Here is a 14678-nt window from a genome sequence, read left to right on the forward strand (position 1 = left end):
ACAATGGCGGTCTCCGACGACGTTGCCTACGTTGAGCACCCGATGCTGTCGCAGTCGTTCATCGAGCGGCGACTCTATCAGATCCAGTTGGCGGGGGCGGCCCGATCGGCCCACACCCTCGTCTGTCTGCCCACCGGGCTCGGCAAAACCACGGTGAGCCTGCTTGTGACCGCAACGCGGCTCGATGAAGTTGGTGGCAAGGCGCTGTTTCTCGCGCCGACAAAGCCGCTCGTCCAACAGCACGCGGAGTTCTACCGCGAGGCGCTGTCAATTCCCGACGAGGAGATCGTCGTGTTCACTGGTGACGTCCGCCCGGACGATCGTGCGGCGCTATGGGAGGACGCTCGTATTGTGATTGCGACCCCGCAGGTCGTCGAGAACGACCTCGTCGGCAATCGGATCAGTCTCCGCTCGGTGACACACCTCACCTTCGACGAGTGCCACCGCGGCACCGGCGAGTACGCGTACGTCTACATCGCCGAACGGTACCACGCTGACGCCGCAGACCCGCTCGTGACTGGCATGAGCGCCTCGCCGGGCGGTGATAAAGAGGACATCCTGACGGTGTGTGCGAACCTCGGGCTCGATCGCGTCGAGGTCATGTCCGAAGAGGACGCTGACGTCGCCGAGTACACCCACGACACCGAGGTCGAGTGGAAACGGATCGACCTCCCCGAGGAACTGCTTGAGATCCGCGATCTACTCAACGAGGTGATCAAAGACCGGTTGGGGTCGCTGAAGGAACTCGGCGTGACGAACCGCACGTCGCCGGATATCTCCCAAAAGCAGCTCAACACGATCGGCGGGAAACTCCGGCGGCTGATGGACAACGACAAATCCGAGGGATATCAGGGCATGTCGATCCACGCGGAGGTAATGAAGCTGCGGCGGGCGGTCGAACTGGTCGAAACCCAGAGTGTCGAATCTCTCCGACGGTACTTCGAGCGCCAGCGAAACGCCGCTCGCTCCTCGGGTGCCTCGAAGGCTAGCCAGCGGCTCGTCGCCGAGCCGAACGTTCGGAAGGCGATGCGGAAGGCCGACACCTACGACAAACTGCACCCGAAGTTCGCCCAGACTCGCATCCTGCTCGCGGAAACACTCGGGATCGACGGCGGCGATCGCGTCATCGTCTTCACCGAGTCCAGAGACACCGCCGAAGCGCTGACCGACTTCCTCGCCGAAAGCTTCCACGTCCGGCGGTTTGTCGGGCAAGGAAACAAAGAGGGCTCGCCGGGTATGAGCCAAAAAGACCAACAGGAGACGCTTGATGCCTTCCGCGCCGGCGAGTTTGAGGTACTTGTCTCGACGTCGGTCGCCGAGGAGGGGTTGGACGTTCCGGAGGTCGATCTGGTGTTGTTCTACGAGCCGGTGCCGACAGCGATCCGATCGATCCAGCGAAAGGGCCGGACTGGCCGTCAGGAGGAGGGTCGCGTGGTCGTGCTCATGGCCGAAGATACCCGCGACGAGGCGTACTTTTGGATCTCTCGCCGCAAAGAAAAGCAGATGGAGTCCGAGCTCCGCGAACTCAAATCGATCGCCGATGACGTCGAGGCGGAACTCGACGCTGGCGAGCAGTCGGGGCTCGATGCCTTCGAGGGCTCTGCTGGCGCTGGGACAGCCCGAAACGGCAGCGATCGCGGCGACGATCAGGCTGGTGACGATCGAGGCAACGATCCGGTTGGCGACGCTCACGGCGACGATCGATCGTCGGCGTCGAACGGCCAGCACTCGGCTGCAGCAGACACCTCCCAGCCACCGGAATCAGAGAGCCGTCAACCGACAGAGTCAGCGAACCGCCAGCCGGGACTGACCGACTTTGGTACTCCGAGTGCAGATTCTGATTCTGCGGAGGCCGATCGCGATGGCCCTGATGAGAACGTTGGTGACGGCTCCGATCGAGGGGCTGGTGACGCTTCCACTGAAGAAGCCGGCGACAGTGCTGATGGAGACACTGCAGACGGAATCGTCGCAACTGCTCGCGCCGCCGACGGCGTCGAGATCGTGATCGACCAGCGCGAACTCGAGTCGACGATCGCCCGTGACCTCTCGACGCGCGAAGGCATCCTCACTCGACTGGAGACGCTTGCGGTCGGCGACTACGTCCTCTCGGACCGCGTTGCGGTCGAACGAAAATCGGTCGCAGACTTCCTCGACACGCTCACCGGCGGCGATCGCTCCATGTTCGAGCAGATCGGCGACCTTTCGCGCAACTACGCGCGGCCGGTCGTAATCATCGAGGGTGAGGACCTCTACGGCGAGCGCAACGTCCACCCGAACGCGATCCGGGGGGCGATCGCGAGCCTCGCAGTCGACTACGGCGCGAGCGTCCTGCGAACGACCGATCAGGGAGATACCGCCGAACTGCTGGAGACGATCGCTCGCCGCGAGCAGGAAACCCGCGATCGATCGGTCCAGGTTCACGGCGAGAAGGCCGCAAAGACCCTCGCCGAACAACAGGAGTACGTCGTCTCCTCGATCGCCGACATCGGGCCGGTCACCGCTGAAGCACTCTTGACGGCGTTCCAGACGGTCGAGGCGGTGATGACCGCCCGCAAAGACGATCTACTCGAGGTGTCGGGGGTCGGTGAGGTGACCGCCGATCGAATCCGTGAGGTCGTCGGCTCCGAGTACGGGTCGACATCGGAGCATCCCGATCACGCTGACTCGGAGCGATCGGCGTAGGCTGACTCGGAGCGATCGGCGTAGGCTGACTCGGAGCGGACGAATTAATCTGACCCGTAGCGATCGATTCGTCTCGCCGATCGCGAAACAAGACTGCGCGGCCCACGCCGGACCGGATCGGCTTTTTGTCTGTTCGACCCCAATAGGGAGTATGTCCGCTGATATCTCCGCCGAGTCGCTCGCCTTCCAACTCCCAAACGGCGGCCCCGGCCCCGACCCGCTCTCGCTGACCGATCTGGACGCCGACTTCGCCGTCTTGTTGTTCCAGCGCGATCACTTCTGTGGGAACTGCCGAAAGCAGGTCCAGGCGATCGCCGAGCAGTACGACGAGTTCGAAGCCCGAAACGCCGAGGTGCTCTCGATCCTCCCCGAAACGAAAGACCGGGCCGCAGAGTGGGCTGAGACGTACGACCTCCCGTTTCCTGTTCTTGCTGACGAGGATACGTCTGTTTCGGATCGCTACGACCAGCCTGTCCGGTTCGGGATTCTCGGGAACCTCCACGACCTGATCGGTCGAATGCCACAGGCGATCGTCGTCGACCTCCGCACGGCGCCGCGGGTCATCTACACCCACGTGGGGACCGCGCCGGCCGATCGGCCGAGCATCGACGGGCTCCTCGCCGAAATCGACACTGCCCGCGGCGATCAATAACGCCCGTGTCGCGACCCGTCTCCATCCGGCCGGCCGCCGAAGACGAAGCGATCGACGTGATCCGGCTGTTCGAGGGCGCGCTCTTGACGGTTGACTTCGACACCCTCCGGGATGCGATCGCCCACGGTGCGGTATTTGTTGCAGTCCGTGCCGAGCGCGTCGTCGGTGCAGTGTCTCTCGACCTCGACCGTGATCCGGCGCACGTCGAGGCGATCGCGGTCCACCCTTCACACCGCCGTGACGGGATCGGGAGTCAGCTCCTTGCGCATGCAGCGAGTCGCGACGGCGCGATCACTGCCGCGTTCGATTCTGAACTGCGGCCATTTTACGAGTCGATCGGATTTACGATCGAACCGCTACCGGGTGCGGCCAACACAGACGGCCCAGCCAATGCGGACGACGCGGACGATCGGCTGTTCGGCCGCCTCTCACGCCCGTAATCAGTCCACGGCAACTGCACAGTTGTTCGGTCCGAGTTCTACCTCAAAAGCGTCCTCGTCGGTCAGTGATTCTTGGCCGAGATTGGCCGCAACAATTCGTTCGTGGTTCGCTGGCGGCTCGCCGATCGAGTCGACAATCCGATTGACGAACGCGGTCCGTTCCTCCGAGAACGCCGCCAGTCGATCGCGGAGTTCGCCCAACGGTGCGGTGTACACGCCGTCGGCATCCGGCCGTCGTCCGGGCGGGACGTGCCCCGGCGCGACGACGGTGTCGTCGGGCAGGCTCGCGAGGCGATCGGTCAGGGTGTCGTATAGCTCGCCGGCCAGCTCTTCGGCTGCCGCTGTGCCGAACTGTAGGTCCGGTCGGGGGACGCCGTCCAAAAAGAGCGAATCACCCGAAAGCAGCGTCCCGTCGACGACGAGTGATACAGCATCGGTCGTGTGTCCCGGCGTTGCGAGCACCTCGACGTCCGCGTCACCGATCGCGATCGTCTCTCTGTCTCCGATCGTGTCGGCCTCGAAGGCAAGCCCGCGGTCTGTCGCGCCAGCGGGGACGATCGGTGTCGCGTTGGTTGCGGCCGCCAGCTCTCGAACACCGCTCACGTGGTCTGCGTGGACGTGGGTGTCGAGCACGTGAGTAATCTCTGCGTCGAGTGCCGCCACGTCCGCCGCGTAGCGATCGACGAACGCGCGCAGGGGATCGACAACGAGTGCATCTCCACCCGAAACCACGGCGTACGCGAGACAGCCACTTGCCGGCCGATGGTACTGGAGCACGGTCGGGTCCTCGGCGATCGTCGTCGAGAGGTAAACCCGCGCCCATCCCTCCATGCCGCCGGCGAGATTCTGGGCATCAATACCCGCCGCTCGGAGATCGGCTGTGACCTCGGCGCTTTCCTCACCGCGCGGACAGACGACGACGTACGACTGCTCAGGATCGACCAGCGACGCTACCTCGTCGTTCACCCGCGCACTCAGAAACCGCATATACGGCACTTCAGTCGTCGACACGCGCTCGCCGTCGATCTGCCAGGCGTTGATCTCCTCGCGGTTCCGCACGTCGAGCAGTTCGACGGGCTCGCCAGCTTCGAGCCGCTCCCACAACGCCTCAGGTGTAATCGCCTGGTCGTTCCCGTCCTGTGTCATACCCTCCTGTACGCGATCGACAGCCTTGAATTGCGGTCTCGATCGCGGTCGGTCCCGACCGGTCATTGATCGATCGTCGATCGCCGCACTCGCTGTTTTTGTGTTGACATCCAGATCGCCGGCACTGTTGAGTACGTCCCCCACAAAGTGGCAGTATGGACGGCAGTGACCTCCTCGATCGGATTGAAACCGCCTACGCAACCGAACTCGATCGCCTCGGCTCCGAAAAGGCACTCATCGCGACGACGCACGCCGCGCTCGATCGCGACACGGTGCTCGAAACCGCCGCGATGGCAGAGCGCCGCGCGGCGGACACCTTTGAGCAGTGGGCTGACGACGAATCGGTCGATCGCGTCGCGACGGCGTTTGCTGACGTCGCCGCACAGGAATGCAACCACTACGAGCGGATTGTGGAGTTGGGCTCTGTCGACGTCGACGATCCAGCGCCGGACGGGCTCCACGAGTACCTGCGATCGCTCGAGTCGACTGACGAGCGAATCGCTGCCGGCCTCCTCGCGCGGCCGCTTGCGTCGTCGCGATCGCTGCTGCAGGTCATCAATTTCTTCGTGAACGAGGCCGATCGCGCTGGGGCAGCGACGTTCCGGGAACTGCGATCGGAGACCACTGAGCAGGTCGATCGCGGTGTTGAGCTGCTCGATTCGATCGAGGTTACTGATGAAGCTGAGGCAGCCGCTGGTGAGGCGATCTCGATCGTCTACGGCGAATATGTTGCGGCGCTTGAGGGAATGGGGATCGATCCGAAGCCGGTGTGTTAACGGTTCAACGGATTTTCAACTGTCCTTGATATCGTCCCTCCTCGTAATTCAACAAGGCCGGTGGCCATCTCGCCGAACCGCAGGCGTGTCACGATCCACTCATCTCGCATCTGGATACATCTTTTTCCTCGCAAAAAGATAGCTACCAATAAGATCTAATATAATCTAATACAAACTGATACACAATGCCGATCACAGAGGACGAGTTTCGGACGATCGATGAGAACACCTCCGTCATCGACCTCACATCCGACACGACGCAGGGGCGGATCTATCGGTTCCTCCTCGAGAATGCCGACAAGGCGTTCCGACAGCGCGAGATCGTCGACCACGTCGACGTGCCTCGGGGAAGCGTCGGGCCGACCCTCAAGCGCTTCGAACGACGCGGACTGGTCGAACACCGCGGCCACTACTGGAAGATTTCCGATGCTGAACACGCCACGGCCTCTGCCGGACTGCTCGGTGCCGCAACGGCAGACGAGATCGACGGCGGCTTTTCAGACGAACAGATCGACGAGTGGATGGAAACCGCGGTCGATCCGATCGATGGACGCGACGAGGACGGCGGTGGGGAAGCGTAGACGATGGCTGAGCGAGGCGCAGTTGTGTGGGCTCCCGACCCGTTCAAGTCGGGCGGCGGGAACCCACGACCGTGGGTGGTCGTGTCGACTGATCGACTTCCATATTCCGATGAAGAATCCATTGCGGTCGCGTTTACCACGCAGTCACATCATCAGGGAAGTTTTGCCGTACCGAGCGATGCGTGGATTCGGGGCGACCCCCGGACGCAAAGTTATGTCCTACCGTGGTCGGTAGCGACACTGAAAGACGAAACCCACATCACGGGGATTCAGGGTGCGGTCACCGACGAGTTCGCGGGCCGTGTCACGACAGCTCTCCTTTCGTATCTTGATCCGTCTGCAGTCGAGTAGTCGAACGCCAGATCAGCACCGAATACACCATGACACAAAGATAGCAGAACCCCACGACTTCAGTCGTGGGAGAAAGTCACCGAGAAGTCGATCGTCGATACGAATTGTCGTGTCGGGTGAGACAAAGACCAATTTAACAGTGGTAGCGAGGGGAAAGCCCACCGGCTTAAGCCGTGTGGTGAATGTTAGTTGCCAAACTCTCGGAGTTTCTTCTGGACCTGCGAGTAGACTTTCGGATGCAGGTTCATTCCCTCGTTCACGAGATCGTACAGAAGGTTGGTGGCCGCATCTGCCGTCAGATCTCCTGCTTTGGTACAACTGAGCAATAGCGTTGTCACCCACCAGCACTCGACGCCGTGGCTCCGGGCGACCTCGATCAGCGCCTTGTCGTTGGCGAGGAGGATTTCCTCGTCGTCCGCCGCCAGGAGAATCACCGACGCGTCGGCTACTGCGATTCCCTCCATTGACGCCACCTCGTCGGCACGGACTGGCGTGTCGTGAACAGCCACGTCCGTCAAAAACTCGTCGAGTGCGGCGGTACCACGCTTCCCCTCGGTGAGGACTTCTTCCCGGACCTCCTCGGTCGTTCGAACGTCATCGAAGGCGGTCGAGATGAGGTCGAGTTGGCCGACCCACGCGAGTGGAATCAGCGCAGAGGAATCGACGACAACCATCAGATTCGATCGAGATCCCGTTCGAGATCGTCAGTTGTGTACCCCACGTCGATCCCTTCCGCAGCGGCGAGCGTCAGCATCTCGACGTATGAGATCTCTGCCAACTCGGCCGCCTTCCGTACCGTCACAGCGTGATCCCGGAGTCGATCGAGTGCTCGCTCCTTGCGCCAATCTTCGAGCCCCTGTCGGATGAGACGACGAAGGACTTCCGAGCGATCGGCGCTCATCTCCGCCTCAAGTTCGGCGAGCGCTTCCTCGTCGTCTTCTGGGATGCGCGTGGTGACTGTCTTTATCGTTACAATCTATTACGTTACGATACGTGTTAGATGTAATGGATGGCCGAGACATCATGCGACATGGGATCTCCGGCCGAGTAACGCCAGTCCTATCCGATGTCCCTTTCGGTTTCGACGGCATCTCTTCGCGTATGAACGGCTATTCGCGGGCAGTGAACGAACACGGATTATGTGCGATGATCGGTGACCCGGCAACTGAACGGCGTGGGCGAGGCCACTCACTGGCAGTGTCCCCACGGGCGATGTCACACAATTTGGAGACGCACACATGACACGACGCGATCACTACTACAACTATTCGTCCCGATCTGTTGTGCCTACTAACTGATACTGCCGGCTGTAAGTTCGCAAAGATATTCGCCACTCCGGGATGCCGAATTCTGTCTCACTGTTACAGCCGGTAGTATGAGCGCCGTCGAACTTACGGGAGGAGATCGTCCGGGAGATACTGCGAGCAATCGACCGGAATCGCTTCCCATGCTGCTTGAACCGCTTGATACCCTGTCCAACCTTCTCCTCGAAGCATTTCACCACACGCCTTGCAGAACTCCTCCACGGTACACTCGTCTTTCTGTAACAAAAGATACAACAGAAATGGCGGGGCCACTGCCCTTCCATCACCGTCCTGTTCATCGAACACGCGATTGATCGAGTCTCGACCGTCACTATCCATCAAGATCGCGAACCGATACTCCTCAGAATTTTGCTCCACCTCTCGTCGAATAGATTCCTCTCCAGCATTGTCGCCATGCGGTCGCGGAACACAAGTGACCGAAGTAAACGATTCTTTTGACTCCATATCGAACGGTTCCAACGCGTTCTCGCTTCCGTCGTGAACCCATTGTTCTCGTGTTCCCTCGGATGCATACTCGGATTTGTCTCGAACGTGCCGTCTCAGCTCGTGACAACATACGTTCGTTGTCGTGAGACTGAGATTTTCCTCAACTTGAGTCCAAAGGGACGTATTTGCAACCGCGATCAGTGCGTCTGTATCAACAACAACGGGATGACGTACCTCATCGTCTGCCATCGTCTCTCACTGCTGGAACACGCCGCTCGTGTCAAGCTCCATGGCGTCCTCGAACGCCTCACGTTCACGCTCGATTTCCTCTAAAGCGTCACCAATGAGGATTTGCGCGACCTCCTCGGAAATCTCTCCCTGCTTGTACCGCTGGTGGAGTTCCATTTTTTCCTCTTCAGACAACGTTTCACGAAGCATCTGCTGGAGGCCCTGTCGGGCGAGTTCACTGATATTGATCCCTCCAAGACGCATTTCATCGACGATTTGTGAGGCTTCCTTCTCCGTCTCCCCACGGAACTGGATTTTGTCGTTGTTTGCGGCCATCTTACTAGTACCACTGCCCCCACAGTAATAGACGTTGTGACGCGCCATCCGTGTCAGTACATCTATTCGAATGGGATGCTAACGTCTCGCAGATCATCGCAGGCCAAACCACGGAGAGGACTGCCAACTGCGTACCTGAAGCGGTAGCGAGCAAACCCACCAATTCTGGATTCGACGATAGATTCATCAGCTATCATCTCGTTCGAGATAACTAGATGGACTATGACGACGACCGAATTCATAAATCCCACCGCTGCGAAGATCGTCTTATCGGTCCAGCGTGGAGATTCTATCAACCGAATATCGAATAAGATCGGTACGTCGTATTCATGGGTCTACGACTGGATCAATCGATTAGACGACGCAGAAATCATCTCAAATACAGATAACGGCGTTCGAGTCCGTGACTACGAGATGCGACGGCGCTACGAGGAGATGATGGGCACGTTGTACACCCGCGACGACGTTCCACAGGAGGACGCGTACGTGATCCCCCACTTCGCCGGGATGGAGTTCGCCTACACGGAGATCGATGCCGCCTACGTCTGGACGAGCGGCGGATTCCAGATCGCTCGAAGTCACGACGATTATCCCGTGTTCATCGAGGTTCACGAGCGCGACGTCGATCGGTGGATCGAGTTTTTCGAGCGGTTCGGGGTCGACACGACCGTGGGTGAACGCCCGGACGCGGCCGATGTTGACGGGAGCGTCCACTACGTCTTGTTCCCGCAGGCAGAGGGCATCGACGTCGAGTGGGTCGACGGCAATCCCGTGATTCCGCTGGACGCCACGGTCAGTCAGATGATGGAGACCCGGGCAGCGTACGAACCGGCGTTGGAGATGATCGCCGACGAGCACGACGTGGACATCGACGCGAGTCATCACGACCAGATGACCGCTGACTGAACGAGCCACCAATGAGCCTCCAAGAGCGTCAAGCCGAACTCATCGACACACACCACGCCGTACAGGACGAAGACCTACCGTACGTACTCGTCGGAGGATGGGCAATCTCGGCGTTTCAGACTCGGTTCACTACTGATGTCGATATGGTGGTCCCTGAAACAGAACTCGACGCGTACGATGCCTTCCTCGGCGAACTGGGGTACAGCAAAGCGTTCGATAACGACGTGGCAAACGTGTACGAGGGACGAATCGTCCGGTACGAAAAACCGGTTGGCGACAACGCGGTCGAATTTGACGCACTCGTCGACGCACTTCGCTGTCGCCAGACCGATGCGGAATGGTCGTACCGCTATCTCCACGAATACAGCACTGTCGAGTCTCTCGAGGTAGCAGAGGGGCTGACTGCTCGGATTCCCGAGCCGGCACTGTTGTTCGCGCTCAAGCTCCACAGCGGTCGGCTCGCAGATGCGCGAGATCTGGTGATCGTCGGTTCCGAGGCAGATCTCGACAGCATTGAACAACACATCCATCGCGGGAACCCGAACCAGTTAGCCGAGCAAATCGAACGCGTGATAGCGGAACTCGAAAGCGACGAGTTCGCGGACTCGTTCAAGGGTGTGTTCCAACAGAAGGAACTCCCAGAAGACAACATCGACGAACTAATCCAGTTCTTGCGAGCCCAACTCGATAGACGCTGATAGAAAGCAAGAACGCATTTCCTCCAGACACCTGTAGTCAGAGTATGGCCCACGAGTGCGATGATTGCGGAGAGTCATTCGAGATTTCACTGAAGAGGAAGAAATTCCGCTCGTGACGCCCACGATCGCGAACGCCGTGGGACGGAATCTGATCCGCACACGGTCGACCGACAGTGTGTCGGCGATTCCAGTTGTGGCGCTCGAATACCTCGATGACATCGCAGTCTATGCCCCCGATACGGCCGATATCGCGCGGGAAGAAGTCCACGCGTACGGATGGGGCATCGGTCATCCCGATCACTCGATCGTCGATCGCCGTTGCTGTACCTTGGATGGGACATGGCTGAGAATGTGAGTGTTCGTCCCGCCCCCGATGCCGATGAACACGTCTGATTCCTCGAAGAGTGCCTGAAAGTGGCGTGGCGTCTCGAACTCGCCGTCGTGGCTTGTGAGGAACTCGGCGGTGTGTTCGCCCGATGGGCCGACGGTCGTGTCCAGCGAGGCCATGACCGTCACCGGCTCTGCCCCGCGCTCCCCGATCTCCCCATGGAGTGCGGTGACCAGTTCCTTCGCGGGGGGCGGCGCCAAGATCGTGACCATGTCTCCGGACTGGACGTCGACGGCCCACTCCATCAGTAACTCCGCCTGCTCTCTCGTACGAGATTTTAGCATTCGTGACATTTTGAACGGTTACTCACCCTGTTCTGACAGAGTCGTAACCGTCTGCTCTCCTTTCTCGGACGTGTCATCGAGGAACTCGCGAAGTCGAGCGCAAATGAACTCCGGATTGTCCACCTGGGCATTGTGGCTCGCGTCCGGTATCTCGGCAGTACGGCACTCCTCGAGTTGTGTTTCTAGAAAGTCCGCGTGTGGTTCCATGAACGGCTCGTTCTCGCCGTACAGCATCAAGACAGGGATGCCAGACGACTGCCACGACCAACTCGACGTGGAGTACTCTCGTACTGCATACAGAATTTTAGACCGCTCGCTCGGCGGGAGTTCCGGCGTATCACACCCGTGGGCCTCCCGGATTTGTTGTAATTCGTCGACGTCTACCGTCGATTCATCACCAAAGAACTTCTCCACAGCCCACATGACGGCGTTCAGCATCCGCTCGTTTCCCATGAGCGGCATTAGTACGCGATCGTTCGCAGTCTTGAGGAGCCGCTCGCGTGTCGAAAACATCTCTGGTGTCCTTGCCCCGACTGTGATGAGCGCAGAGAGATTCCCAGGATGCTCGGCAGCGAACCTATAGCTAATCATCCCGCCCAGCGAGTGTCCGAGGACGACCGGCTGGCTCAGACCGATCGCGTCAATGAAGGCGGCAAGATCGTCTACATAGGTGTCGAGTGTGTATCGGTCAAGCTCTGACCCACCAGTCTTGCCGTGTCCCCGGAGGTCGTACAGGATGACTCGGTAGTCGTCGGTGAGCGGCTGCAACTGTTCGGCCCAGACCTGATGATCCGCGGTTGCCCCGTGAAGCACGACGATCGGCCGACCGTCGCCGTAGTCGTCGTAGTACGTCTGAATCCCGTTCGTTTCGATCGTCGGCATATGCCGAATGTTTGCGCTGTAGCTACTAACATTTGTGAAATATCGTGTATCTGTTAAATAGGATCAGTGTGGAAGAGTTAGGTTCCTGATTACGAGGACTCGTGCCGGATTAACAACTAAAAGACATCCGCCACAACCAAGATGTGAAGACATGAGCGCAACGGTTGACCAACAGAAGGAACTCGTTCGGAACGCCATCGAAGCCATCAACGACCGCGACGCAGAGACGCTGCGAGAACTCGTCGCCGAGGACGTCGTGATACACGGGCAGGCCGGACAGGACATCAGCGGGGCGGAGACAGCCATCCCCGCGACCGTCGACAACGAAGCGTTCCCGGATTCGCGATTGGAGATCGAGGAGATGGTTGCCGAGGGTAGGACGGTAGCCGTCCGGATGATGTTCACCGGCACCCACGAGGGGGACATGCACGGTGTCCCGCCGACGGGCGAGGAAATCGAGATCCGAGTGATGGCGATGTACCGCATCGAGAACGGCCAACTCGCCGAAGGCTGGTTCGTGGAAGACGACGCAGATACGCTACTGCAACTCGGGCTCTGGCAAGAACTCACCGCGTGACGCGAACTGTACGAGCAACCTGACGCAATTCAGAAGGTGGAGAACGGGTGGTGGAGAAGCCAACGTTCGGCGAAGCGCGTATCGATCACTCCGAGTCAAGCGGAGCTTCAGAAACGTTCTTTGGATCGGCGAACGCGGGTTGGCGCACGAGACGCTCGTCCAACTCCCGTTCACCGCTGAGACGCTCCGCAACGCCGGCTAGATGGCCCTTTGCGACGATACCCAAGACATCGTCCTCTTCGGTGGCCAGCCAGCGGAGGTGCCCCGCCATATACGCGTCCCGCTGGTCTATGTGCGTTTCCATCAATCGCGGGAGCCACGCACGGATGACGTCGATGGCGGCCTCCGCGTCCTCCGGGCCAAATCGTTTCTTGGCGGCTTCGCGCTGCTCGGCGTCCAAGGGGTTGGTTGCACCGTGGCTCTGAAGCGAGCGGATATACTCGACGTACGGACTTGCCCACTCACCGACCTTCCACACGTCGCGTTCGAGTAACTCCCGTCGATCGTTGGCGTCAATCCGGTCACGATGGATTGTGTATTCCTGCCGAAGTCCACGAAGCCAGCCGAGTACGTCGCCGGCGACTGCCCGCGAGAACTCGTCCATCGACACCGCAAACGGCCGATCGAGAAGAACGACTTCAGCTCCCACATCCGCAGCGACGCGCGCCGCGACAAACATCTCGTCGACCTGCCAGATGCCCCCATCGGTCGTCCGCCGTTTCAACAGCAGTCCGGGAACCGTGACTGGCTCCCGCGGGTCGAGGGCTGTCCTGATCGACCACTCCGGTTCGTCGTCGAAGACGTGCGGTGGCAGTTCGATGCCGACCACGTCAGGTTCGCGATCGCGGATCACCGTTTCGACCCGTTCGATGCTCTGGTCAGTGTTGTGTGTGGTGCCGATGAGTTCGACCGTCCCCGCCATCCTTTCGCTTGGGATGTCTCTGTGGCTCAAAAATGATTGTGGTGAGTGATTCAGATGTCGCCATCGCTCGACGCGTTTCACAACTACTCGCCCCGGTCTGCTGTGGCTAGTACGCGAAAACGCCTCTCGGTCGAGGACTCCGATTCAACTCCCCAGTTCTCGGAGTTTCTTCTGCACCTGCGAGTAGACCTTCGGATGCAGGTTCATTCCCTCGTTCACGAGGTCGTACAGGAGGTCAGTCGCCTCCTCGGCCGTCAAGTCACCTGCTTTAGTACAACTGAGCAACAACGTCGTCACCCACCAGCACTCCACGCCGTGGCTCCGGGCGACCTCGATCAGCCCCCTGTCGTTGGCGAGGAGGATCTCCTCGCCGTCCTCGGCCAGCAGAATCACCGACGCGTCGGCCACCGCGACTCCCTCCATCGACGCCACCTTCTCGGCCCGGGTTGGCGTGTCGTGAATAGTCACGTCCGTTAGAAACTCGTCGAGCGCGACAGTACCACGCTTGCCCTCGGTGAGGACTTCCTCCCGAACCCCCTCGGTCGTCCGAACGTCGTCGAAGGCGATCGAGATGAGGTCGAGTCGCCCGACCCACGCGAGCGGAATCAGCGCGGAAGAGTCGACGACGACCATTAGATGCGCTCGAGGTCGCGCTCGAGGTCGTCGGTCGTGTATCCGACGTCGATGCCTTCCTCGGCGGCGAGCGTCAGCATCTCGACGTACGAGACGTCCGCGAGCTCCGCCGCCTTCCGGAGCGTGATGCTGTGATCGCGGAGCTGGTCGAGTGCCCGTTCTGTGCGCCAATCGTCGAGGCCCTGCCGGATGAGGCGCCGAAGCACCTCCGACCGGTCGGCACTCATCTCCGACTCGAGTTCGGCGAGTGCCTCCTCGTCGTCTTCAGGGATGCGAGTGGTGACCGTCTTCATCATTACGAATAAATACGTTACGATACGCAATAGACGTAACGGAGAGTTCCAGATTGCGCTCCCACAGGTGATTATCTTCGATACGATTCACCGGTGTACTTCCTTTCTCAAACTCGTAACTTCGGGGGTCACGACATGCGAACAGCCACTCA

The 14678-nt window shown here is 60.0% G+C and carries 19 protein-coding genes and 1 pseudogene; 10 read left to right on the forward strand and 10 right to left on the reverse strand.

The window, feature by feature from the left end:
• Window positions 1-3 precede the first annotated feature (3 nt).
• The 3 genes from E5K03_RS15105 (at window position 4) to E5K03_RS15115 (ending at window position 3774) form a co-directional block, all read left to right on the forward strand.
• Entirely contained in the window at window positions 4-2682 is a 2679-nt protein-coding gene (locus E5K03_RS15105; protein ID WP_138007625.1) for a DEAD/DEAH box helicase, read from the forward strand.
• Between the two features lie 151 nt (window positions 2683-2833).
• Entirely contained in the window at window positions 2834-3334 is a 501-nt protein-coding gene (locus E5K03_RS15110) for a peroxiredoxin family protein (RefSeq protein WP_138007626.1), read from the forward strand.
• Window positions 3335-3339: 5 nt separating this feature from the next.
• Window positions 3340-3774 (forward strand): GNAT family N-acetyltransferase, encoded by a 435-nt coding sequence (locus E5K03_RS15115; RefSeq protein ID WP_138007627.1) that lies wholly within the window; start codon window positions 3340-3342, stop codon window positions 3772-3774.
• On the opposite strand, the gene E5K03_RS15120 is transcribed toward E5K03_RS15115, so the two are convergent.
• Complete coding sequence (locus E5K03_RS15120) at window positions 3775-5064, reverse strand: MBL fold metallo-hydrolase (RefSeq protein WP_321167637.1); 1290 nt, start codon at window positions 5062-5064, stop codon at window positions 3775-3777. It abuts the gene before it with no gap.
• An 11-nt stretch (window positions 5065-5075) separates the two neighbouring features.
• On the opposite strand from E5K03_RS15120, the gene E5K03_RS15125 reads away from it, so the two are divergent.
• From E5K03_RS15125 to E5K03_RS15135, 3 genes are all read left to right on the forward strand, one after another.
• A complete protein-coding gene (locus E5K03_RS15125) occupies window positions 5076-5696 on the forward strand; it encodes a hypothetical protein (RefSeq protein ID WP_138007628.1) in 621 nt (206 codons plus the stop codon).
• A gap of 185 nt (window positions 5697-5881) precedes the next feature.
• Window positions 5882-6277: a winged helix-turn-helix domain-containing protein gene (locus E5K03_RS17445; RefSeq protein ID WP_205743014.1), complete on the forward strand. Its 396-nt coding sequence runs from the start codon at window positions 5882-5884 to the stop codon at window positions 6275-6277.
• Window positions 6278-6280: 3 nt separating this feature from the next.
• Window positions 6281-6628 (forward strand): type II toxin-antitoxin system PemK/MazF family toxin, encoded by a 348-nt coding sequence (locus tag E5K03_RS15135; RefSeq protein ID WP_138007629.1) that lies wholly within the window; start codon window positions 6281-6283, stop codon window positions 6626-6628.
• A 185-nt stretch (window positions 6629-6813) separates the two neighbouring features.
• Here E5K03_RS15135 and E5K03_RS15140 read toward each other — a convergent pair whose 3' ends face one another.
• The 4 genes from E5K03_RS15140 to E5K03_RS15155 all read right to left on the reverse strand — a co-directional run bounded on the left by E5K03_RS15140 (window position 6814) and on the right by E5K03_RS15155 (window position 8943).
• Window positions 6814-7302: a hypothetical protein gene (locus tag E5K03_RS15140; protein ID WP_138007630.1), complete on the reverse strand. Its 489-nt coding sequence runs from the start codon at window positions 7300-7302 to the stop codon at window positions 6814-6816.
• Window positions 7302-7604, reverse strand: a complete 303-nt coding sequence (locus E5K03_RS15145; protein WP_343145916.1) for a UPF0175 family protein — start codon at window positions 7602-7604, stop codon at window positions 7302-7304. Before E5K03_RS15145 ends, E5K03_RS15140 begins: the two co-directional genes overlap by 1 nt.
• Before the next feature lie 415 nt (window positions 7605-8019).
• On the reverse strand, window positions 8020-8310 hold the full coding sequence (locus E5K03_RS17630) for a hypothetical protein (protein ID WP_240730044.1): 291 nt from the start codon (window positions 8308-8310) through the stop codon (window positions 8020-8022).
• 324 nt (window positions 8311-8634) lie between these two features.
• Complete coding sequence (locus E5K03_RS15155) at window positions 8635-8943, reverse strand: hypothetical protein (RefSeq protein ID WP_138007632.1); 309 nt, start codon at window positions 8941-8943, stop codon at window positions 8635-8637.
• Between the two features lie 222 nt (window positions 8944-9165).
• Here E5K03_RS15155 and E5K03_RS15160 point away from each other — a divergent pair, with 222 nt between their 5' ends.
• From E5K03_RS15160 to E5K03_RS17955, 3 genes and pseudogenes are all read left to right on the forward strand, one after another.
• Window positions 9166-9849, forward strand: coding sequence for a helix-turn-helix domain-containing protein (locus E5K03_RS15160; RefSeq protein ID WP_171006716.1), 684 nt, complete (start codon window positions 9166-9168; stop codon window positions 9847-9849).
• A gap of 11 nt (window positions 9850-9860) precedes the next feature.
• Entirely contained in the window at window positions 9861-10547 is a 687-nt protein-coding gene (locus E5K03_RS15165) for a hypothetical protein (protein ID WP_138007633.1), read from the forward strand.
• Between the two features lie 97 nt (window positions 10548-10644).
• Window positions 10645-10863: pseudogene (locus E5K03_RS17955) on the forward strand (hypothetical protein); the annotation flags it as partial.
• Here E5K03_RS17955 and E5K03_RS15175 read toward each other — a convergent pair.
• Together E5K03_RS15175 and E5K03_RS15180 are read right to left on the reverse strand one after the other, a co-directional pair.
• Entirely contained in the window at window positions 10845-11228 is a 384-nt protein-coding gene (locus E5K03_RS15175) for an aminopeptidase (RefSeq protein ID WP_138007634.1), read from the reverse strand. The pseudogene E5K03_RS17955 and the gene E5K03_RS15175 sit on opposite strands and share 19 nt — an antisense overlap.
• Before the next feature lie 9 nt (window positions 11229-11237).
• On the reverse strand, window positions 11238-12101 hold the full coding sequence (locus E5K03_RS15180; RefSeq protein ID WP_138007635.1) for an alpha/beta fold hydrolase: 864 nt from the start codon (window positions 12099-12101) through the stop codon (window positions 11238-11240).
• Window positions 12102-12252: 151 nt separating this feature from the next.
• Here E5K03_RS15180 and E5K03_RS15185 point away from each other — a divergent pair, with 151 nt between their 5' ends.
• Complete coding sequence (locus E5K03_RS15185) at window positions 12253-12678, forward strand: ester cyclase (protein ID WP_138007636.1); 426 nt, start codon at window positions 12253-12255, stop codon at window positions 12676-12678.
• Between the two features lie 85 nt (window positions 12679-12763).
• Here E5K03_RS15185 and E5K03_RS15190 read toward each other — a convergent pair whose 3' ends face one another.
• From E5K03_RS15190 to E5K03_RS15200, 3 genes are all read right to left on the reverse strand, one after another.
• On the reverse strand, window positions 12764-13600 hold the full coding sequence (locus E5K03_RS15190; RefSeq protein ID WP_138007637.1) for a TraB domain-containing protein: 837 nt from the start codon (window positions 13598-13600) through the stop codon (window positions 12764-12766).
• 144 nt (window positions 13601-13744) lie between these two features.
• Window positions 13745-14233: a hypothetical protein gene (locus E5K03_RS15195; protein ID WP_138007638.1), complete on the reverse strand. Its 489-nt coding sequence runs from the start codon at window positions 14231-14233 to the stop codon at window positions 13745-13747.
• On the reverse strand, window positions 14233-14529 hold the full coding sequence (locus tag E5K03_RS15200) for a UPF0175 family protein (protein ID WP_205743016.1): 297 nt from the start codon (window positions 14527-14529) through the stop codon (window positions 14233-14235). The genes E5K03_RS15195 and E5K03_RS15200 overlap by 1 nt, the downstream gene beginning before the upstream one ends.
• Window positions 14530-14678: the final 149 nt, after the last annotated feature.

The sequence above is a fragment of the Halalkalirubrum salinum genome (genome assembly GCF_005543295.1).
Classification (GTDB): Archaea; Halobacteriota; Halobacteria; order Halobacteriales; family Haloferacaceae; genus Halalkalirubrum; species Halalkalirubrum salinum.